Raw genomic sequence first — 19095 nt, 5'->3', positions numbered from 1 at the left:
ATACGCTACGAACCGATTTCGTATGTACACGGGCAACTCGTCGGGTACGCCCAGAACTCGGGCGCATCCCCACGCAGGACTTGAACGCGAACCCTTCGGCGCCCGGCTGGTACGGACTGAATACTCGGAGAGGCGGAACAGCGACAGTGACGACGGGCAGGCTGGTGCTCGCGGCGACACCGATGGGTGACATCGGGGACGCGTCGCAGCGCCTGCGCGATGGCTTGGCCACGGCCGACGTGGTGGCGGCCGAGGACACGCGGCGGACCAGGTCGCTGGCCAAGGCGCTCGGCGTGGAGATCGCCGGCCGAGTGGTCAGCTTCTACGACCACGTCGAGACCGCGCGCATCCCGATGCTGCTCGACGAGATCGCCGACGGTCGTACAGTGCTGTTGGTGACCGACGCGGGTATGCCGTCGGTGAGCGATCCCGGCTACCGCATGGTGGCGGCGTGCGTCGAGCGCGACCTGCCGGTGACCTGTCTGCCCGGCCCCTCGGCGGTGACCACGGCGCTCGCGCTGTCGGCCTTGCCGGTGGAACGGTTCTGCTTCGACGGATTCCCGCCGCGCAAATCCGGTCAGCGCCGGGAGTGGTTGCGCACGCTGGCTACCGAATCGCGCGCCTGCGTGTTCTTCGAAGCGCCGCACCGGCTCGCCGACTGCCTGGCCGACGCGGTCGACATCCTCGGCCCGGATCGCCGCGCCGCCGTCTGCCGGGAGCTGACCAAGACCTACGAGGAAGTCGTCCGCGGCACCCTGGCCGAGCTGGCCGAATGGGCTGTCGAGGGCGCTCGGGGAGAGATCACCGTGGTGCTCGCGGGTGCCGAGCCCGCCGCCGCCGACCCCGCGGACTTGGTCGAGGCCGTCGAGTCGCTGACCGCCGCGGGCTCCCGGCTCAAGGACGCCTGCGCCGAGGTCGCCGCCGTCCACGCCGTTTCCCGCCGGGAACTCTACGACGCGGTGCTCAGCGCGCGCCGCACGTCGTAGCGGCCCACCTCGGGCGCCTGTGCGGTATCGCACCGCTGTGGCCGGTCGACCGAAGGTGGCGCGGCGGGCATGATCATCGGTATGACTTCTCTGGAGAGCAAGGCCACGACGTTTCTCGGATTGCACGTGCCGGGGAATCCGGGTGTCTTCCCGACGGTGTGGGATGCCTGGTCCGCGAAAGTGGCGGTGGCGGCGGGCTTCTCGGCCTTGACGGTCGGCAGTCATCCGCTGGCCGACTCGATCGGCCGCGGTGACGGGGAGAAGATGACGTTCGACGAGTCGATGACCCGGGTGCGGCAGATCACCGCGGCGGTGGACGTTCCGGTGTCGGTCGACATCGAGTCCGGCTACGGGCAGAAGCCCGCGCGGCTGGTCGACGGGTTGCTGGAGGCCGGTGCGATCGGACTCAACATCGAGGACACCGTGCACAGCGAGGGCAAGCGCCTGCGCACGGCACAGGAGCACGCCGACCTCGTGCACGGGCTGCGCGAGGCCGCCGACGCGGCGGGCGTGCACGTGGTGATCAACGCGCGCACCGACCTGTTCCTGCGCCAGGACGGCGCCGACGCCGACCGGCTCGACCGCGCCGTCGAACGCCTGAAGCTGGCCGCCGAGGCGGGCGCGGACGTGCTGTTCCCGGTCGGCCGCCATGCCGAGGCCGACATGCGCCGCCTCACCGGCGAACTGCCGCTGCCGATCAGCGCCACCGTGGCGCCGGATCAGGCCGACAAGGCGGCTCTCGCCGAGCAGGGCGTCGCCCGGATCACGTTCGGCCCCTTCCTCCAAGCTGTGCTGACCAAGGAGATCGAGACCCTGCTCGACCGCTGGAAGTGAGTTCCGCGGCCGGTATCCCACCCGGGGTACCGGCCGTGCGCGCGGGCCTTCAGGAGGGAACCGACAGCCCGAGGGCGGTCATGACGAACTCGACGAAAAGCGGCGCCATATCCGGCACCCGCGCCGGTCCGTCGGAGATGATCACCCGCCGCGTTCGCTCGCCGATCGCGTCCGGGATCAGGGCGATCAGCCCGTCGGAGACCTCCGGCAGCGTCGGGTCCGCCGCGCGAGCCTGGTCGTAGAAGATCCGATACAGCTGGGCGAAGCGGTCGACGGCGAGGTCGCGGTAGCCGACGGCCGCCTGGTTCACCTTGAACGACTCCACCAGCACCAGCCGCGCGAAATCCGGCTCGGTGGCCACGGTCCGGCAGAAGGTGACCACGATGGACTCGATCTTCGCGTAGGCGTCGGCGTCCGAGGGCAGCTGGGCGAGTTCGTCAGCGATCCGGGTCGCCATGATGTCGACGCCGGTGTGCACCGCCTCGGCGAAGCACTCCTCCTTGTTCGCGAAGTGGTCGTAGAAGGTGGTGCGCGAGACCCGCGCGCGGCCGACGATGTCGGTGAGCGTGGTCGCCGGATAGCCCTTGCTGTCCACCGATTCCACCATCGCCTCGACCAGCCTGCCGCGCTGCGACGTGAGCACGGCTTCGCGTGCCGCCCGATGCCGCTCGGCGAAACCGGACCGCTGAGCGGATGCCGTCGCATGCTGCTGGCCCATGTGTGCCCTCTCTGTGCCGGAACCGATCCCGAACGGAACGCAGTCGTACCGATCGCACACGGTCCGGGCGTCGCAGGGCCGCGAACCGGTGTTTCATTATCCGACAACGCATTCCACGGTGGGAAGGCAGGTACGACCCACCCATGGGTAGCCCGACGTGAAATGCGGCGAAAGCATTGTGCGCCTTATGGTTCCGGCCCGCCGGGCGGCGGGCCGGACGGGTCATTCCTTCGGTTCGACGTACTTGGGGAACACCGGTTCCGGCGCGGGCAGCGCGAGGCCGGGCTCGATCGGCGTCGCGATATCGGCGAAAGTCCTGTTCCGCTGACCCAGCTGATCGAGGATGCGGCCCGCCGACCCCGGCAGCACGGGCTGCACCAGGATCGCGACGATGCGCAGCACCTCCAGCGTCACGTACAGCACGGTGGCCTCGCGGGCGAGATCCTCCGGCGTGCCGGACTTCGCCAGCGCCCACGGCGCCTGCGCGGAGAAGTACCGGTTCGTCTCGCCCAGCGTCAGCCAGATCGCCTCCAGCGCCAGATGCATCTGCTGGGCGTCGAATTCGGCGCGGCAGCGCTCCAGCAGGCCGCCCGCCAGATCGAGCAGGGCGCGGTCGTCGTCGGTGAACGCGCCGGGCGTCGGCACCACGCCGCCGCAGTCCCGCGCGACCAGCTTGGTGCTGCGCTGCACCAGATTGCCGAACTCGTTGGCGAGGTCGCTGTTGATCCGGCTCACGATGGCCTCGTGGCTGTAGCTGCCGTCCTGGCCGTAGGAGATCTCGCGCAGCAGGAAGAAGCGCACCGCGTCCAAGCCGTAGTTCTCGACCAGTTCCAGCGGGTCGACCACGTTGCCGACCGACTTGGACATCTTCTCGCCCTTGTTGTACAGGAACCCGTGCACGAACACGCGTTTCGGCAGCTGCATGCCGGCCGACATCAGGAACGCCGGCCAGTACACCGTGTGGAACCGCGTGATGTCCTTGCCGATGATGTGCACGTCGGCGGGCCAGAACCGGCGGAACGCCTCGGACTCGGTGTCCGGGAAGCCGACGCCGGTGATGTAGTTGGTCAGCGCGTCCACCCACACGTACATGACGTGGTCGGGATGGCCGGGCACCGGCACGCCCCAGTCGAAGGTGGTGCGCGAGATGGACAGGTCCTTCAGACCCGCCTTGACATAGCTGACGATCTCGTTGCGCCGGGTGGCGGGCGCGATGAATTCCGGGTGCTCCTCGTAGAGCGCCAGCAGCTTGTCCTGGTAGGCCGACAGCCGGAAGAAGTAGTTCGACTCCTCGGTCCAGGTGACCGGCGTCCTGGACTCGGTGGAGACGCGGGTGCCGTCCTCCAGCACCGTGGTCTCCTCGTCGGTGTAGAACGCCTCGTCGCGCACCGAGTACCAGCCGGAGTAGTTGCCCAGGTAGATGTCGCCGTTGGCGAGCATCCGCTCCCAGATGGCGACGCTGGCGGCGTGGTGGTCCTCGTCGGTCGTGCGGATGAACCGGTCGAGGGAGATGTCGAGCGTCTTGTCCAGCGCCTCGAACACGTCGGAGTTGCGGGCCGCGAGCTCTTCCACCGGGATGCCCTCGGCGGCCGCGGCCTGCTGCATCTTCTGGCCGTGCTCGTCGGTGCCGGTCATGAAGAACACGTCATAGCCGTCGAGGCGCTTGAAGCGCGCGATGGCGTCCGCCGAGATGTACTCGTACGCATGCCCGATGTGCGGCGCGCCGTTCGGGTAGGCGATGGCCGTGGTGATGTAGAAGGCGGGGCGGTCAGCTTCGCTCATGGTGTGTCTACTGTAATGCGCGTGCATTCTTCCGCTCGCGTGAATATGCCCCTCGCCGACTCGCGGGTCGCGCCGTCCGAGCCGCGCGGTGGCCGCCGATGAGCGCCGGACGTCCCGCGCCGGAGTTGCCCGAGCCGCTGTCGCCGATCGTGGACGCGCACACCCACCTGGACGCCTGCGGCGCGACCGACGCGGCGTCCACGGCGGCGATCGTGGACCGCGCCGCTTCGGTCGGCGTCGGCCGGGTGGTCACCGTCGCCGACGACCTGGCCGCCGCGCGGTGGGCGGTGCGTGCCGCGCACTGGGACGATCGCGTGTTCGCCGCCGTCGCGTTGCACCCGACCAGGGCGAACGCCCTGGACGACGACGCGAAGGCCGAACTCGAGCAGTTGGCCGACGATCCGCGGGTGGTGGCCGTCGGCGAGACCGGCTTGGACTACTACTGGCCGGGCAAACTGGAGGGCTGCGCGGACATCGAGACCCAGATCGAGGGTTTCCGCTGGCACATCGACCTGGCCAAGCGCATCCGCAAGCCGCTCATGATCCACAACCGCGAGGCCGATCACGACCTGCTGACGGTGCTGCTGGACGAAGGCCCGCCGGACACGGTGATCTTCCACTGCTTCTCCTCGGACACGAACATGGCGCTGTCCTGCGTCGCCGAGGGCTATGTGCTGAGTTTCTCCGGGACGGTGAGTTTCAGGAACGCGCACGAGTTGCGGGAAGCGGCCAAGGTCGTGCCCGACGACCAGATCCTGGTCGAGACGGACGCGCCGTATCTGACGCCGCATCCGTTCCGCGGCGCGCCCAACGAGCCGTACTGCCTGCCGTACACCGTGCGGGCGCTCGCGCAGTTGCGCGAGCAGGATCCGGTGGAACTGGCGAAGATCACCACCGCCAACGCGCGCCGCGTCTACCGGATCTGAGCCGGGCGCGGGCGAACTGGAGGGCCCTGACGGACGCCCGCTATATGCCGGGCTATGCGAAATGTGTCCTATGTCACTTTTGGCGTTCCGTTTCGTGATTTACCTGCGGGGTCGATATTCGATCGTGATATTGAAAAGGCCCTGTTCCTGAGCTTGCTGTTGTCGGCGCCCGGCCCCCTCGTTATCGTGCTGTGACCATGTCCCCCTTCACGCGGATCAACCAGTCGCGTTCGCCGCTGCTGTACATCGCGGTCGGCGCGCTGCTGCTGACGCTGATCGTCGGCGCCGGGCTCGCGATCGTGAACCGCAAGACGGTGACCGTCGTCGTGGACGGCGAGAAGCTGTTCCAGACGACCATGTCGCGCGACGTTCGCGGCGTCCTGAAGGCCGCGGGTTTCGCCGTGACCGAGCGGGACAAGGTGGCGCCCGCCCTCGCCGCGTCCATCGCCGACGGCGCGATCATCACGCTCAACCGCGCCCGCGAGGTCGATCTGTCCGTCGACGGGTTGACGCAGAAGGTGTGGACCACCGGGGTGACCGCGGGGGAGGCGCTCGAGCAGTTGAAGATCTCGAAAGAGGTCTACGTCTCGCCCGCCCGTGACGAGCGGCTGCCGCTGCAGGGCGCCACGCTGATGATCGCGACACCGCGGATGGTCTCGCTGGTGGACGGCATCGGCAATCCGGTGGACGTGCGCGCCGCCGCCCCCACGGTGGGCAAATTCCTCGAGGTGACCGGCATTCCGCTGGTCGAGCAGGACACTGTCGAGCCCGCCGCGTCCACGCCGCTGACGAACGGTCTGCGCGTCACGGTGACGCGCAAGCGGGTCGAACACCACACCGAGACGTTGCCGCTGGATCCGCCGGAGAACGTCATCGAGGACCCGACCCTGAACATGAGTCGCACGGTGGTGGAATCGCCCGGCGCGCCCGGCGTGCAGAACGTCAAGTTCGCGGTCACCATGGTCAACGGCCAGGAAGTGGACCGGCAGGCCGTCGAATCCACGGTGACCGTGGCGGCGCAGCCGAAGACCGTGCGCAAGGGCGCCAAGCCGGGCACCGAGGTGCCCCCGGTGCGCGACGGCGCGATCTGGGACGCACTGGCCCGCTGCGAGTCCACCGGCAACTGGTCGATCAACACCGGCAACGGCTACTACGGCGGGGTGCAGTTCGACCAGGGCACATGGGAGCGGCAGGGCGGTTTGCGGTACGCCCCGCGCGCCGACCTGGCCACCCGGGAAGAGCAGATCGCCATCGCGGAGATCACCCGGCAGCGGCAGGGCTGGGGCGCTTGGCCCGCGTGCACCGGTCGGCTCGGCATCAGCTGAGTCGCCTACTCCGGGCCCGGCGTGCGGGGTCGCGAGTGCTCCATCGGCAGGGCGGCGAGTCGCCGATCCGAGCGCCCTGCCGCCGCCTCCGACCCGATCTCTCCGGGCTCGCCCACTGCCGCCGGGACTCGAGAGAGTGGGCGTCGAAGTGGCGCCGGGAGACGTCGCGGCCCGGTCGATACTGCGGTTGATAGATTCTCGAGGTGTCCGAACCTGAAATCTCCGCTCGTGGGAGCGCGGCTCTGCTCGGGCCGGCCGAAGTGCGGGTGCTGGCCGAGCGCTTCGGAGTCCGGCCGACCAAGCAACTCGGTCAGAACTTCGTGCACGACGCGAATACGGTGCGCCGGATCGTCGCGGCGGCCGGGGTGGGGCGGGGGGACGTGGTGCTGGAGGTCGGGCCCGGTCTCGGTTCGCTGACCCTCGCGCTACTGGACGTGGTGGACTCGGTGGTCGCGGTCGAGATCGATCCGGTGCTGGCGGAGCGGCTTCCGGAGACGGTCGCGGACCGGGCGCCGGAGTTGGCGCGGCGGCTGTCGGTGGTCGAGGCGGACGCGCTGCGGGTGAGCGCCGGGGACCTGCCCGCCGCGCCCACCGCGCTGGTGGCCAATCTCCCGTACAACGTGGCGGTGCCGGTGCTGCTGCATCTGCTCGCCGAATTGCCCGGCATCGCGGTCGCTCTGGTGATGGTGCAGGCCGAGGTGGCCGATCGGCTCGCCGCCGAGCCGGGCAACCGGACCTACGGCGTCCCCAGCGTGAAAGCGGGCTTCTTCGGGACGGTCCGGCGCGCGGGCGCGGTCGGCACCCAGGTGTTCTGGCCGGTGCCACGGGTGGAGTCCGGGTTGGTCCGCATCGATCGCTTCGACCAGCCGCCGTGGCCGATGGACGCGGCGCACCGCCGCCGCGTCTTCGAGGTCGTCGACGCCGCGTTCGCGCAGCGCCGCAAAACCCTTCGCGCCGCGCTCGCCGCTTGGGCGGGGTCGCCCGCCGAAGCCGAGCGCCGCCTGCTCGCCGCGGGCATCGCACCCACCGCGCGCGGCGAAACGCTCGACACCGCCGCCTTCGTGCGCCTGGCGGCCCAGGCGTAGCGCCGTCGCATCAGGCGGTGGCTCCTCGCGTCGGCATCGGCCGGTGCGAGGAGCCATGCGGGTGCGCGGACCGGATCAGACGGCGACTTCGTAACCGGCTTCGTCGACGGCGGCGACGATGTCGGCCTCGGCGATCGGCGCGGTGCTGTCGACTCGCACCGCTCCGCTGGCGAGGTCGACGTCGACGCTGGTCACCCCATCGATCTTGCCGATCTCGGTCTTGACGGAGCTGACGCAGTGCCCGCAGGTCATCCCCGTGACGGTGTAGGTGGTGGTGGGCATGTCCGACTCCTTCGTATCCAGATCTTCATACGGCCCGGGGGTATCCGGACATCTGAAAGATACCCGGGGAGGGTATATGTACGCAAGAGGTGGCGCGGCGCTGAACCCGCCTCCGGATGGCCGCCACGGTTCACCCCACTTCTGTCCGTTTCTCGAGTCGGCCGCGCGGCCGGGTCTCACACGCCGTCGGCCAGTTCCAGCCAGCGCTCCTCGGCCGTCTCCTTCTCTGCGAGCACCTGCTTGAGTTCCGCGCCCAGGGCGACCAGCTTGTCCGGTTCGGTGGCCGCGTCCGCCAGCGCGGCGTGCAGGCGCTGTTCGCGATCGGTCAATTTGTCGATGGCGCGTTCCAAGCGGGTCAGCTCTTTGCGCGCCGCCCGGTAGGCTGCGGAATCGGTGGCCGGAGCGTCCACGGACTTCGTCTCGGGCGCCGTGGCGCGCGTGCGGCTCGCGGCCAGGGTCGCCCGTTTCGCCAGATACTCCTCGATGCCCCCGGGGAGGTTCGTCAGCTTGCCGTCGCCGAACAGCGCCCAGGTCGAGTCACAGATGCGCTCGATGAGGTACCGGTCGTGGCTGATCACGACCAGTGTGCCCGCCCAGTTGTCGAGCAGGTCCTCCAGCTGTTGCAGGGTGTCGATGTCCAGGTCGTTGGTCGGCTCGTCCAGCAGCAGCACGTTCGGCTCGGACATCAGGATGCGGGTCAGCTGCAGACGCCGCCGTTCGCCGCCGGACAGGTCACCCACCGGCGTGCGCTGGCGGGCGGGCGTGAAGCCGAGCCGCTCGGCCAGCTGCCCGGCCGAGATCTCCTTGTCGCCCAGCATGATTCGCTGGGCCACCTGCTGCACCGCCTCCAGTACGCGCAGCTGGGTCGGCAGGTCGTCGAGTTCCTGGCGCAGCCAGCCGATCTGCACGGTCTGGCCTTGTATGCGCTTGCCCGTGGCGAGGGTCGAGCCGTCGGGGCCGGTGTCTCCGGCCAGCGCGCGCAGCAGTGTGGTCTTGCCCGATCCGTTGACCCCCACCAGGCCGACGCGCTCGCCCGGCGCCAGCCGCCAGGTCAGATCCCGCACCAGCTCGCGGCCGTCCGGGGTGGTGAGCGTGGCGTCCTCCAGTTCGACGACCACGCGGCCGAGGCGCTTGCGCGCGAAGGCGGCCAGCGACACGCTGTCGCGCGGCGGCGGCACGTCGGCGATCAGCGCTTCGGCGGCCTCGACCCGGTAGCGCGGCTTGGAGGTGCGCGCCTGCGGGCCGCGCCGCAACCAGGCCAGCTCCTTGCGGGCCAGGTTGCGTCGCCTGGCCTCGCTCGCGTCCGCCTGGCGGGCGCGCTCGGCGCGGGCGAAGATCCAGTCGCCGTAGCCGCCCTCGTAGCTTTCGACCTTGCCGCCGACCACTTCCCAGGTGCTGGTGGCGACGGTGTCCAGGAACCAGCGGTCGTGGGTCACGACGACCAGGGCGCTGCGGCGGCCGAGCAGATGCTCGGCCAGCCACTGCACGCCCTCGACGTCCAGGTGGTTGGTCGGCTCGTCCAGCACCAGCAGGTCGAGTTCGCGCACCAGCGCGGCGGCGAGCGCGACCCGGCGGCGTTCACCGCCGGAGAGGTTGTCCACCGGGGTGTCCATGCCCAGGTTCGCGATGCCGATGCCGTCCATCACCGAGCGGATGCGCGGGTCGGCGGCCCATTCGTGTTCGGCGACCTCGTCGGTCATGGCGTCGTCGGCCAGACCGGCCAGCACCACCGAACCGACCGTCGCGCCCGCGGGCAGCACGCCGCGCTGGGTCACCACGGCCATGCGCAGGCCGCCGAGCCGGCTGACCCGGCCGCTGTCCGGCTCCTCGATGCCGGTGAGCACCTCGAGCAGGGTGGTCTTGCCGCCGCCGTTGAGGCCGACGACACCGATCCGCTCGCCCGCGTGCACGCCGAGCGAGACGTTGTCCAGCAGCGGCTTGATCCCGAAGCTCTTGTGGACCTGTTCGAGATTGATCAGGTTGGACATGGATCCTTCCGTGTCTTGCGGGGGCGGCCCGATGATCGCCCCGGGCCAGCGTACCGACCCGGGCGCGGGGCCGGTCCGCCCGGCGAACAGCGGGAAGCTTGCAGGACGAACAGTGTTCGTTTAAATTCATGCCTGACGAACAGTGTTCGTTCATCGGTAACCGATCCGGCGTTCCCCAGAAGTACAGCCGCAGAGTGGGACGCCCACCTCGTCGCGAGGTGTCGGCGGGCGGCACCTTCCCATTCGCACCACCTCTGGAGGAACCCATGCACGTCGGCCTCGGCCTGCCCATCTCCGATCCCGCCGCCCTGCTCGACTGGGCCCGGCGCGCCGACGCGGGCCCGTTCCGCACGCTCGGCCTGCTGGACCGGCTGGTCTACGACAACCCCGAACCGCTGATCGCGCTGGCCGCGATCGCGGGTGCGACCAGCCGCGTGCGCGTGCAGACCGAAGTGCTGCTCGCGCCGCTGCGCGATCCGGTGCTGCTCGCCAAACAGGTCGCCACGCTGGACCGGGTCTGCGGCGGACGTCTGGTGCTCGGCCTCGGCGTCGGCGGCCGCGCGGACGACCACCTCGCCTCGGGCACCGACCTGCGCACCCGGGGCCGCCGCCTCGACGAGCAGGTCGCGCTCATGCGCCGCCTGTGGGCCGGGGAGCCCTTCGGCGCCGAGTGCGGGCCGATCGGCCCCGCGCCGCTGTCACCGGAGGGTCCCGAGATCCTGTTCGGCGGCTTCCAGCCCGCCGCACTCGACCGCGTCGGCCGGTGGGGCGGCGGATTCCTCGCCGCCGCCCCGCCTTCCTGGGCGGGCGGGCTCTTCGACACCGTGCGCCGTTCCTGGACCGACCACGGCCGATCGGGTCAACCGAGGATCGTCGCCCAGGTCAACGTGGCCCTCGGCCCCGACGATGTGATCGAGGACGCGCGGGCCTCGATGGGCGCCTACTACGCGTTCAGTGATTACACCGAAGGCATCCTCGCGGGAATGCTCACCACACCCGCTCGGATCCGCGCCACGGTCGCCGAATTCGGCGATCTCGGCGCTGACGAGGTGATGTTCTACTGCTACGGGCGCGATGTCGATCAGGTCGACCGGCTGGCCGACATCATTGCCTGAGCGTCACGGTGCACCGGCCGGGCAGTCCCGCTGTCCGGCCGGTCAACGGGATCGCCGACATCGCGGCGCAACGGTGCGTTCGGCCCGGTTCTCGATCCGACCGCGATGCCCCTTGCTCGACCGCGACAGCTACGGTGATCCGTCGCGCCGTCCGTGACGTGCGACCGTCAGTGCTTCCCAGGCGCGTCGGTGCCGAGGACGCGCGCGCCCGGCACGGGCCCGCTGGCCGTCCGCACGCTGCGGCAGACCCCCGCGCCCGCGAGTTCGGCGGCCACCGAGATCGCCGATTCCTCGCTCTCGCAGAGGAACGCGCACGTGGGCCCGGAACCCGAGACCAGCCCCGCCAGCGCGCCCGCGGTCACGCCGGCGCGCAAGGTGCGGCGCAGTTCCGGCTTCAGCGATACCGCCGCCGCCTGGAGATCGTTGCCGAGCAGGGGTGCGAGCTGCCGCGGGTCGCCGGAGGCCAACGCCTGCATCAGCTGCTGCGGCTCGCCGAGCCGAGGCGGGTCGCCGTGCTCGCGCAACCGGTCGAGTTCGGCGAACACCGCGGGCGTGGACAGGCCGCCTTTGGCGAAGGCGAGCACCCAGTGAAAGGTATTGCGCGACAGCACCGGCAGCAGGCGCTCCCCGCGACCGGTGCCGAGCGCGGTGCCGCCGTGCAGGGCGAACGGCACGTCGCTGCCGAGTTCGGCCGCCACCGCGGCGAGTTCTTCCCGGGACAGGCCCAGGTCCCACAGTTCGTTCAGTCCGACCAGCGCGGCGGCGGCGTCGGCGCTGCCGCCCGCCATGCCTCCGGCCACCGGAATGCCTTTGGCGATGGCGATTTCCACCAGGGGAGCGCGGCCGCCGAGGTGCGCGAGCCGGACAGCCGCCTTCCACACCAGGTTGGTCCGGTCGGTCGGCACGTCCGCGGCGCCCTCACCGGTGACCCGCACGGCCAGCGAACCCGACGGGGCGATCTCCAGATCGTCGCTCAGGGACAGTGCTTGGAACACCGTGGTCAGGTCGTGGTAGCCGTCGGCACGCAGGTCGCCCACTCCGAGATGGAGGTTCACCTTCGACGGCGCCCGCACGGTGACGGGACTCGGCACTACTGACAGCACGGTGCTCAAGCCTAATGGGCGTGGCCGGGCGCCGCCGGTGGCGTTGCCCGCTCCGAAGGGTGTGCGAGCGGGCGGCGGTCGTTCGCCGCGTTACAGCAGCCCGCCTCCGGTGGCATCGATCCACTGCCCGGTCACCCACCGCGCCTCCTCGGAGGCGAGGAATCCGACGACGTCGGCCACGTCCGCGGGCTGCCCGACGCGGTTGAGCGGGGACATCGCGGCCACCGCCGCCTGGGTCTCGGGGTTGCGCAGCCAGTGGGCGTTCATGTCGGTGTCGATGATGCCCGGCGCCACCGCGTTCACGGTGATGCCGCGTGCGCCGACCTCCTTGGCGAGCACGCTGGTGAAGCTGTCGATCGCGGCTTTGGTCATGGTGTAGGCGATCAGTTGCGGCATGTACGCGCCGTGGGTCAGCCCGGTGGAGATGTTGACGATCCGCCCGCCCGTGCGCAACCGGTCCAAGCCGAGGCGGGTGATGAAGAAGGGCGCCTTGGCGTTGATCGCGAAGACACGGTCGAAGGCCGCTTCGTCGGTCCCGGCGATCGGCTCCCGGATGCCGTCGACGCCCGCGTTGTTCACCAGGATGTCCAGCCCGTCGGCGTGCGCGTCGAAGGCCGCCCACAGCGCCGCGGCGTCACCGGGCACGCCCAGTTCGGCGCGGATCGCGAACGCCGCGCCGCCCGCGGCCTCGATCGCGGCGACGGTGGCTTTCGCCGCCTGCTCGTCGCCGTTGTAGTGGACCGCCACGCGCGCGCCGTCGCGCCCCAGCCGCTCGGCTATCGCTCGGCCGATGCCCCGGCTGCTTCCGGTCACCAGTGCCGTCTTGCCCGTCAACGCGCCCATCGCGGGGCCCCTTTCTCTAGCGATCGCTACAAAAAGCGAAGTTAGCACATTCTCTAGTGACCGCTATAAAATTGCGGAATGAGTACCACTCCCCGCGGGCGGCCGCGCTCCTTCGACCGGGACGCGGCGCTGGAGCAGGCCATGCGGCTGTTCTGGGAACGCGGGTACGAGGCCACCTCGATCGGCGACCTGACCGCGGCCATGGGCATCGGCGCCCCCAGCCTGTATGCCGCGTTCGGGGACAAGAAGACGTTGTTCGCCGAGGTCGTCGCGCATTTCGGGGCGCGCTACGGCGGATTCGTCACGCGCGCGCTCGCCGAGGAGAGCACCGCCGACGCGGCGGTCCGGCGCATCCTGCGCGAGGCGGCGACGGAGTACACCCGGCCGGAGTGTCCGCACGGCTGCCTGGTGACCAGCGCGGGCGTCAACACGACCAGCGCCGAGATCGCCGCGCTGCTGCGCGAGCTGCGCAATCGGAACATCGACGCCTTCGCCGCGCGTATCCAGGCCGACATCGACGCGGGCGTCCTGTCACGGCCCCTGGACGCTCGCACCTCTGCCCGCTACGTCGGCACGGTGCTGCAGGGGATGTCCCAGGCGGCCAGGGACGGCGCGAGCCGGGCCGAACTGGAGCAGGTGGCCGAACTCGCGCTGCGCGGCTGGGGAGCCTAGTGCCCGGAGGCGCGTCCGTCCTGCACCACCACGGGCAGACAGGTGCGCACGAAGTCCGCGCCGAAATCGGTGAGCACCACGCTGCGGTAGATCACCTTGGTGCCGAAGCCGGACCGCTTGAGTATCTCCCGCACCGGCGACTGCGCCTCCAGCAGCTGGTACCGGTTCGGGTTGCCGACCGGCTCGCGCGCGTGTTCGACCAAGCCGAGCCTGCGCAGGTTGGTCAGATACTGCTGGATCCGGTTGGGGAAGCGCAGGCCGGCGTGCTCGCCGATCAGCGTGAGCATCGAGCCGAGGCGTTCGGAGCCCAGGGCGCGCGGGCGGCCGGTGCGGATGTCGATCGAGGGCTGCGGCCCGTCCAGATGCAGGAAACGCAGGATGCGCGCCTCGTCCGGAGTCAGCTCGGCGAGCATGCCCGCGAAGGCCGGGTGGTTGTCGTCCTCGCCGTGCGGGCTGGCCGACAATCGCAGCAGCGCGGCGCCCTGCTCGCGCAGCGTCGGCACGGCGTCCGGGGCGGTGGATTCCCCGGCGGCCGGGATGCCGAGCGCTTTGCGCATCGCGTCGCGGACCTCGGACTCGGCCTCGGCCAACACTTCTCGCGGCGGCGCTCCCTCGATACTGCGCCGCACGACGGTCGAGGTGACGCCGACCGCGGTGCCGACACTCCAGGAGGTCACGCCGGTGACGGCGGTCCACGCGACCCGTGCGACGCCCGTCGCGGCACGCACGGTGGCCACGGGAACCGTTATTCGTCTGGGTGATTCGCCGGGGTGAGCGATGTCCGAAGCCGGCCGCCGGGCGATCTCCTGCGATGGCTCGGCGTTCGCCGCCGTCGCGTCGAGGTGCTCGACGGCCTCGATATCGCCGTCGTCCGGACCCGCTACAGCCATGATGTCGCCACTCCCGTTCCGAAGATCAGGATATGAGCGTATCCGGCGAACAGCCCCAGCACGCCGCCATGGACGAAAAGGAGCCATTCGTCCTGCTTGATAGCCGCGCGCAGCATGTCGACGAAGTCCGGCGGCGACAACATCGCCATCTGCCTGGCGATGTATTCGTTGATCTGCCTGCCCTGGCGGACGTTGAACTCCGGGTCGGCGAACGCGATCGGCGCGATGGCCATGGCCTCGCTGGTGAACGTGGACTGCAACGAGTCGTATTCGCGGCTGCCGAGCACGAACTTGACGGCCGGACGCGCCGGGCCGAGCGCGCGGTCGGCGGCGGGCCGCAGCGTGTCCTCCAGCATCTGCATGGTGCGATCCGAGCGCGGGCCGTTGAGCAACTCGTCGCCGATATTCGCCACGGTGATCACCTGGCTGGAAACCAATTCCGCGTAACCGTCGGTGATTTCGGACTTTCGTTTGATCAGCAGGCCCTGCCGCCACGGAACCCACCACTTCGGATAGGCGGGCGCGAAGATCATATTGATGCCGATCCAGTTGACCACCCAGCCGATGATCACGCCACCGATCGGCAGCACGACCAGGCTGGACCAGCCGGTCAGATGCAGCACGACGACCAGCAACACGCCCATCGGCGCGCCGAAGTAGAAACCGAAGTTCTGCATGAATCGCAGTTCTTTCGCGCCGAGCACCTGGAACAGCGTGTTGAGCAGATGCGGCCGGGCCTGGAAGTAGCGGATCACCATCTGCTTCACATCGAGCAGTTGATCGATATTCGCGCCCAATTCCTCGGTCAGCTCGCGCAGGATCTCCGGCAGCTGCTGGCGCACCCTGGCGTGCACCATGTCGCGCACCTGCGCGGGCAGGTTGTACCAGAGCTGGGGGTGTTCGCGGCGCAGAATTTCCTCGACGATGTCCTTGATCTGCGCGTCGGCGATGCTCGCCAGGTGCTCGGCCAGCTTGTCCGGCTCCAGTTCCCGGTAGAAGTCGGCGACGCTGCCGAGTTTGGCCAGGCCCTTGTCGACCGCGATGCTGGCCATCTTGTCCGCGCGGGAGGGGACGATGCCCTGCCAGCCGAATCGGCCGTCGTAGCTCAGCAGGGGAAGAACTTGAATTCGCTTGGGAAGGAACGGATACAGCGCGCGCAGGCCGGGAACTCGAACACCGTGGAAGGCGACCGGCTTGAACAGCATGAGCACGCCGGTCCAGTTGGTGATGTAGCCGATCACCCCGGTGAAAAGAGGTATGGTCACGAGCTCCAGGAGGATCGTGGGGTGGATTCCGAATACGCTCTCTAACACGACACCCTCCTGCCGATACACCGGTGATCGCCGCCTCACCGGCACCCAAAACTAGCACCCCCTCGGCAAGGAAACCCCATTGCGCGCCGCGTGCCGGTCGGACTGTCCGAGTCAGGCGGTGCGAATGACCCGCGACACAAGGGGAAGTAATCTGTGGAGCGGATTCGTTCCCCCCGGCGATATCGGAGAAAACGTGGCAGACGACAGGACCGGACAGGACATGGCCAGGCCGGGTCCTCGCGCCGTCGAGCGCAGTTCGGATGTCGAACAGCGGCAGATCAGCAATGAAGCCCGGCTGATCCGCGGCGTGTTCCGAGCGGCAGGCCTGGCCGCGGGCACCGTCGTGCGCGGTAGCCAATGGGCGGTCGGCACGACCTACGAGGTCACCAGGGAGATCACCCAGGCCGCGCTGGACGGGGAGTCCTCGGCCGAGATAGCCGAGCGCACCGGGAACGCGTTGCGTTCCATCGCACGCAGCGCGCTCGGCGTCACCGAGGGCTCGGTCCGGGAGATCGTCAGCTATGTGCCGACCTCGAACGGCCCCACCTCGCAGCAGGCGCTGGCGGTGGGCTCCTACCTCCGCTCGGCCAGCAGCGAGGAGCTGCGCCGCCGCGGTGACGCGCTGCTGGCCAGGTCCGCCGACGTCTACTTCACCGAGGACGTGCACCCGGCCTACGACCGCATCCTCGACGAGCTGGCTCCCGACGAGGCGCGCATCCTGCGCTTCATGGCGCTCAACGGCCCGCAGCCGTCGGTCGACGTGCGCACCAACCGTCCGCTCGGAATCGGCTCGGAACTGGTGCAGGGCGATCTCACCTCGGTGCCCGAGCAGGCGGGAGTGCGATACCCCGACCGCTCGCGCTCCTACCTCATCAACCTCAACCGTCTCGGGCTCACGCTGACCTCGGACGATCCGGTGGTCCTGAGCCGGTACATGGTGCTCGAGGTGCAGCCGGTGGTGGAGGCGGCGCTGAAGAAGGCGGGCCGGGCGCCGAAGATCGTGCGCAAGAGTCTCCGGCTGACCGAGTTCGGTGAGGACTTCTGCCGCACCTGCTTCACGATCAATCCCTGACGCCGGGAGTTGATCTTCGCCGGGCTGTTCCACACCCCCGCGATAGCAATCTGATACAACTCTCCCAATCCGGCCTCCGGGATGGGATTGTTGAGGGTATGGATCAGCGAACCGGCGGGCAGGGGCGCGGCGACCCAGGATTGGGCATCGCTGGCCAAGTGCGTAATGACCGGGGTATGAACTCCGGTGGTCAGCAGCGCGACGATCCGGCATTTCCCCCGGAGCGGCAGGAGCGCGGCGGAGTGGACATCGATCCCGGCGGACCGGAGCCCGGCGAGCGGGACGTCGATCCGGGCGGATCGGGGCCGGGTCGCGGCCAGCGGGCCGCGACCGCGGGTGAACGGGATCAGGGCGACCGGCGCGCCGGTGGCGGGCGGCTTCGTTTCGACGCGGGACCGATCGACTTCGGGCAGGTGCGCGGCGATCCACGCCCGAGCGGCGGCCAGGAGCGGGAGCCGGACGACGTCTCCGCGATCTCCCGGCTGAAGTACCGGTATCTGCGCACACTCGACACCAAATCATGGGATGATTTCGCGGACACCATGATCCCCGAGGCCACCGCCACCTACAGCGAATATCTGCAGTTCGAATCGCGCGAGGCTTTCATCGCGTTCATGCGCAATACGCTCGGCCCGCACGTGATCACCGAGCACCGCTGCGACCATCCCGAGATCGACGTGGACGGCGACACCGCCACCGGCACCTGGTACCTGGCCGACACGGTGCTCATTCCCGGCCACAACATGCTGCTGCGCGGCGCGGCCTTCTACACCGACCGTTACGTCCGCTGTGACGACGGACGCTGGCGGATCTCGCACACCGGCTACGAGCGCACCTACGAAGTGGTGCTCTCGCTCAGCGACCTGCCCAGCCTGCGCCTGACCTCCAGCCGCTGGGGCCTGATCGCCAAGGAAGACGGCATATCCTCCATCGAGCGCGACCCAGGCGTCCCGCCGCTGCGGCCGGAGTCGGAGGCCGGCTGACTCAGTCGGCGGTGGCGACCAGGGGCTCCAAGGTGAGCGCCGGGTGTTCCTTCTCGATGTATTGCAGCCGCCACTTGTCGCTGAACAGCGCGAGCAGCGCACCGTCTGAGCGGGTGAACACCTCCACGCCGCGCTGCCGGCCGAGTTCCTCCGCCGACGCGGCATCGGTACGCCGGGCCAGCGTGTAGCCGAGGTGCTCCATCGTGGTCTCGACGTTGAACTCCGTCAGCATCCGCGCGGTCACCACTTCGAACTGCATCGGGCCGACGGCCGCGAGCACGGGGGAGGCGTCGCCGCGGATGTCGTTGCGCAGCACCTGCACCACGCCCTCGGAATCGAGCTGGTCGACGGCCTTGCGAAACTGTTTGTACTTGCCCGCGGTCCGGGCCCGCAGCACGGCGAAATGCTCCGGCGCGAACGACGGGATCGGCGGGAATTCCACCTTCTTGTCCACGAACAACGTGTGACCCGGCGCCAGCGCCGTCGCGTTGACCAGCCCCACCACGTCACCCGGATAGGCGGTGTCGACGGTGGCGCGTTCCCGCCCGAATACGGTCAGCGCGTACTTGGTGGCGAAGGGCCGCCCGGTCTGCGCGTGGGTGACCACCATGCCGCGTTCGAACTCGCCGGACACGATCCGCATGAAGGCCAGCCGGTCCCGGTGGGCGGCGTCCATGCCCGCCTGCACCTTGAACACCACCGCGCTGAACGGGTCTCCGGTCTCTCTCGGCTTCCCGTCCACGTCCCGCCGCGCCCCCGGCGGCGGCGCGAGCGCGACCAGCGTCTCCAGCAACTGCCGCACGCCGAAGTTCAGCATCGCGGAGGCGTAGATGACCGGTGAGGTCTGCCCGGCGAGGAACAGTTCCTGATCATGGTCCTGACCGGTGGCCGAGAGCAGCTCGCTCTCCTCCGCGGCGGTGGTCCACGGCTCGCCTTCGCGCGCCTCGGCCGCCTCGGGCGTGAGCGACTCCTCCGGCGCGATGGTCGCGCCGCCCGCGGTGCGGGTGAAGTGGATGTACTCGAGCGGGACGCCGTCCGGGCCGCGGCGCAGCAGGCCGCGGAAGTCGCCCGCGATCCCGACCGGCAGGAACAACGGGGTGGGAGTGAGGCCGATCCGCTCGTCGATCTCGTCCAGCAGCTCCAGCGGCGCCCGGCCCGGCCGGTCCCACTTGTTGATC

General features: G+C 69.7%; 18 protein-coding genes. 9 read left to right on the top strand and 9 right to left on the bottom strand.

Annotation, left to right across the window (positions count from 1 at the left end):
* The first annotated feature begins 146 nt into the window (after positions 1 to 146).
* Positions 147 to 986 carry a 16S rRNA (cytidine(1402)-2'-O)-methyltransferase gene (gene rsmI / locus ON27_RS23585; protein WP_281032778.1) on the top strand — a complete coding sequence of 280 codons (840 nt, stop codon included), beginning with the start codon at positions 147 to 149 and terminating at the stop codon, positions 984 to 986.
* A gap of 81 nt (positions 987 to 1067) precedes the next feature.
* Positions 1068 to 1820, top strand: coding sequence for an isocitrate lyase/PEP mutase family protein (locus ON27_RS23580; RefSeq protein WP_043731996.1), 753 nt, complete (start codon positions 1068 to 1070; stop codon positions 1818 to 1820).
* 49 nt (positions 1821 to 1869) lie between these two features.
* Here the strand turns inward: ON27_RS23580 and ON27_RS23575 are convergent, their stop codons facing one another.
* Together ON27_RS23575 and metG are read right to left on the bottom strand one after the other, a co-directional pair.
* Positions 1870 to 2538: a TetR/AcrR family transcriptional regulator gene (locus ON27_RS23575; protein ID WP_043731947.1), complete on the bottom strand. Its 669-nt coding sequence runs from the start codon at positions 2536 to 2538 to the stop codon at positions 1870 to 1872.
* Positions 2539 to 2760: 222 nt separating this feature from the next.
* A complete protein-coding gene (metG, locus tag ON27_RS23570) occupies positions 2761 to 4347 on the bottom strand; it encodes a methionine--tRNA ligase (protein ID WP_043731944.1) in 1587 nt (528 codons plus the stop codon).
* Between the two features lie 71 nt (positions 4348 to 4418).
* On the opposite strand from metG, the gene ON27_RS23565 reads away from it, so the two are divergent.
* The 3 genes from ON27_RS23565 to rsmA all read left to right on the top strand — a co-directional run bounded on the left by ON27_RS23565 (position 4419) and on the right by rsmA (position 7656).
* Positions 4419 to 5246, top strand: a complete 828-nt coding sequence (locus tag ON27_RS23565) for a TatD family hydrolase (RefSeq protein WP_043731940.1) — start codon at positions 4419 to 4421, stop codon at positions 5244 to 5246.
* A 197-nt stretch (positions 5247 to 5443) separates the two neighbouring features.
* Positions 5444 to 6571 (top strand): resuscitation-promoting factor, encoded by a 1128-nt coding sequence (locus tag ON27_RS23560; protein WP_043731938.1) that lies wholly within the window; start codon positions 5444 to 5446, stop codon positions 6569 to 6571.
* Positions 6572 to 6774: 203 nt separating this feature from the next.
* A complete protein-coding gene (rsmA, locus tag ON27_RS23555; RefSeq protein WP_043731935.1) occupies positions 6775 to 7656 on the top strand; it encodes a 16S rRNA (adenine(1518)-N(6)/adenine(1519)-N(6))-dimethyltransferase RsmA in 882 nt (293 codons plus the stop codon).
* 75 nt (positions 7657 to 7731) lie between these two features.
* On the opposite strand, the gene ON27_RS23550 is transcribed toward rsmA, so the two are convergent.
* The gene (locus tag ON27_RS23550) at positions 7732 to 7938 is read right to left on the bottom strand and encodes a heavy-metal-associated domain-containing protein (protein WP_043697887.1); all 207 of its coding nucleotides are present in this window, start codon (positions 7936 to 7938) and stop codon (positions 7732 to 7734) included.
* 176 nt (positions 7939 to 8114) lie between these two features.
* Complete coding sequence (locus ON27_RS23545; RefSeq protein WP_043731932.1) at positions 8115 to 9926, bottom strand: ABC-F family ATP-binding cassette domain-containing protein; 1812 nt, start codon at positions 9924 to 9926, stop codon at positions 8115 to 8117.
* A gap of 266 nt (positions 9927 to 10192) precedes the next feature.
* On the opposite strand from ON27_RS23545, the gene ON27_RS23540 reads away from it, so the two are divergent.
* Positions 10193 to 11041: an LLM class flavin-dependent oxidoreductase gene (locus ON27_RS23540; protein ID WP_043731930.1), complete on the top strand. Its 849-nt coding sequence runs from the start codon at positions 10193 to 10195 to the stop codon at positions 11039 to 11041.
* A 167-nt stretch (positions 11042 to 11208) separates the two neighbouring features.
* Here the strand turns inward: ON27_RS23540 and ON27_RS23535 are convergent, their stop codons facing one another.
* Entirely contained in the window at positions 11209 to 12144 is a 936-nt protein-coding gene (locus ON27_RS23535) for a 4-(cytidine 5'-diphospho)-2-C-methyl-D-erythritol kinase (protein ID WP_043731994.1), read from the bottom strand.
* Between the two features lie 90 nt (positions 12145 to 12234).
* Entirely contained in the window at positions 12235 to 12987 is a 753-nt protein-coding gene (locus ON27_RS23530) for an SDR family oxidoreductase (RefSeq protein WP_043731927.1), read from the bottom strand.
* A gap of 78 nt (positions 12988 to 13065) precedes the next feature.
* On the opposite strand from ON27_RS23530, the gene ON27_RS23525 reads away from it, so the two are divergent.
* Positions 13066 to 13659 (top strand): TetR/AcrR family transcriptional regulator, encoded by a 594-nt coding sequence (locus ON27_RS23525; protein ID WP_043731923.1) that lies wholly within the window; start codon positions 13066 to 13068, stop codon positions 13657 to 13659.
* On the opposite strand, the gene ON27_RS23520 is transcribed toward ON27_RS23525, so the two are convergent.
* Together ON27_RS23520 and ON27_RS23515 are read right to left on the bottom strand one after the other, a co-directional pair.
* Positions 13656 to 14549, bottom strand: a complete 894-nt coding sequence (locus tag ON27_RS23520) for an Abi-alpha family protein (RefSeq protein ID WP_043731919.1) — start codon at positions 14547 to 14549, stop codon at positions 13656 to 13658. The two genes, ON27_RS23525 and ON27_RS23520, sit on opposite strands and share 4 nt — an antisense overlap.
* The gene (locus tag ON27_RS23515; RefSeq protein ID WP_245560072.1) at positions 14540 to 15814 is read right to left on the bottom strand and encodes a DUF445 domain-containing protein; all 1275 of its coding nucleotides are present in this window, start codon (positions 15812 to 15814) and stop codon (positions 14540 to 14542) included. Before ON27_RS23515 ends, ON27_RS23520 begins: the two co-directional genes overlap by 10 nt.
* A 241-nt stretch (positions 15815 to 16055) precedes the next feature.
* On the opposite strand from ON27_RS23515, the gene ON27_RS44875 reads away from it, so the two are divergent.
* Positions 16056 to 16934: an Abi-alpha family protein gene (locus ON27_RS44875; RefSeq protein WP_245560071.1), complete on the top strand. Its 879-nt coding sequence runs from the start codon at positions 16056 to 16058 to the stop codon at positions 16932 to 16934.
* 413 nt (positions 16935 to 17347) lie between these two features.
* On the top strand, positions 17348 to 17917 hold the full coding sequence (locus ON27_RS23505; RefSeq protein ID WP_051046932.1) for a nuclear transport factor 2 family protein: 570 nt from the start codon (positions 17348 to 17350) through the stop codon (positions 17915 to 17917).
* Position 17918: 1 nt separating this feature from the next.
* Here the strand turns inward: ON27_RS23505 and ON27_RS23500 are convergent.
* Positions 17919 to 19095: peptide chain release factor 3 (locus ON27_RS23500; RefSeq protein WP_043731916.1), on the bottom strand; the 1177-nt coding region annotated here is incomplete at its 5' end.

The sequence above is a fragment of the Nocardia asiatica NBRC 100129 genome, assembly GCF_000308415.1.
GTDB lineage: Bacteria > Actinomycetota > Actinomycetes > Mycobacteriales > Mycobacteriaceae > Nocardia > Nocardia asiatica.
The sequence above is the reverse complement of the archived record's forward strand: the minus strand, read 5'-3'. Positions and strand labels throughout refer to the sequence as shown.

Excerpts from the sequence above, each read along its gene's own strand:
- ON27_RS23580 (WP_043731996.1), top strand. The coding sequence starts at position 1,068 with ATGACTTCTCTGGAGAGCAAGGCCACGACGTTTCTCGGATTGCACGTG.
- ON27_RS23575 (WP_043731947.1), bottom strand. The coding sequence starts at position 2,538 with ATGGGCCAGCAGCATGCGACGGCATCCGCTCAGCGGTCCGGTTTCGCC.
- metG (WP_043731944.1), bottom strand. The coding sequence starts at position 4,347 with ATGCACGCGCATTACAGTAGACACACCATGAGCGAAGCTGACCGCCCC.
- ON27_RS23565 (WP_043731940.1), top strand. The coding sequence starts at position 4,419 with ATGAGCGCCGGACGTCCCGCGCCGGAGTTGCCCGAGCCGCTGTCGCCG.
- ON27_RS23560 (WP_043731938.1), top strand. The coding sequence starts at position 5,444 with ATGTCCCCCTTCACGCGGATCAACCAGTCGCGTTCGCCGCTGCTGTAC.
- ON27_RS23550 (WP_043697887.1), bottom strand. The coding sequence starts at position 7,938 with ATGCCCACCACCACCTACACCGTCACGGGGATGACCTGCGGGCACTGC.
- ON27_RS23545 (WP_043731932.1), bottom strand. The coding sequence starts at position 9,926 with ATGTCCAACCTGATCAATCTCGAACAGGTCCACAAGAGCTTCGGGATC.
- ON27_RS23540 (WP_043731930.1), top strand. The coding sequence starts at position 10,193 with ATGCACGTCGGCCTCGGCCTGCCCATCTCCGATCCCGCCGCCCTGCTC.
- ON27_RS23530 (WP_043731927.1), bottom strand. The coding sequence starts at position 12,987 with ATGGGCGCGTTGACGGGCAAGACGGCACTGGTGACCGGAAGCAGCCGG.
- ON27_RS23525 (WP_043731923.1), top strand. The coding sequence starts at position 13,066 with ATGAGTACCACTCCCCGCGGGCGGCCGCGCTCCTTCGACCGGGACGCG.
- ON27_RS23520 (WP_043731919.1), bottom strand. The coding sequence starts at position 14,549 with ATGGCTGTAGCGGGTCCGGACGACGGCGATATCGAGGCCGTCGAGCAC.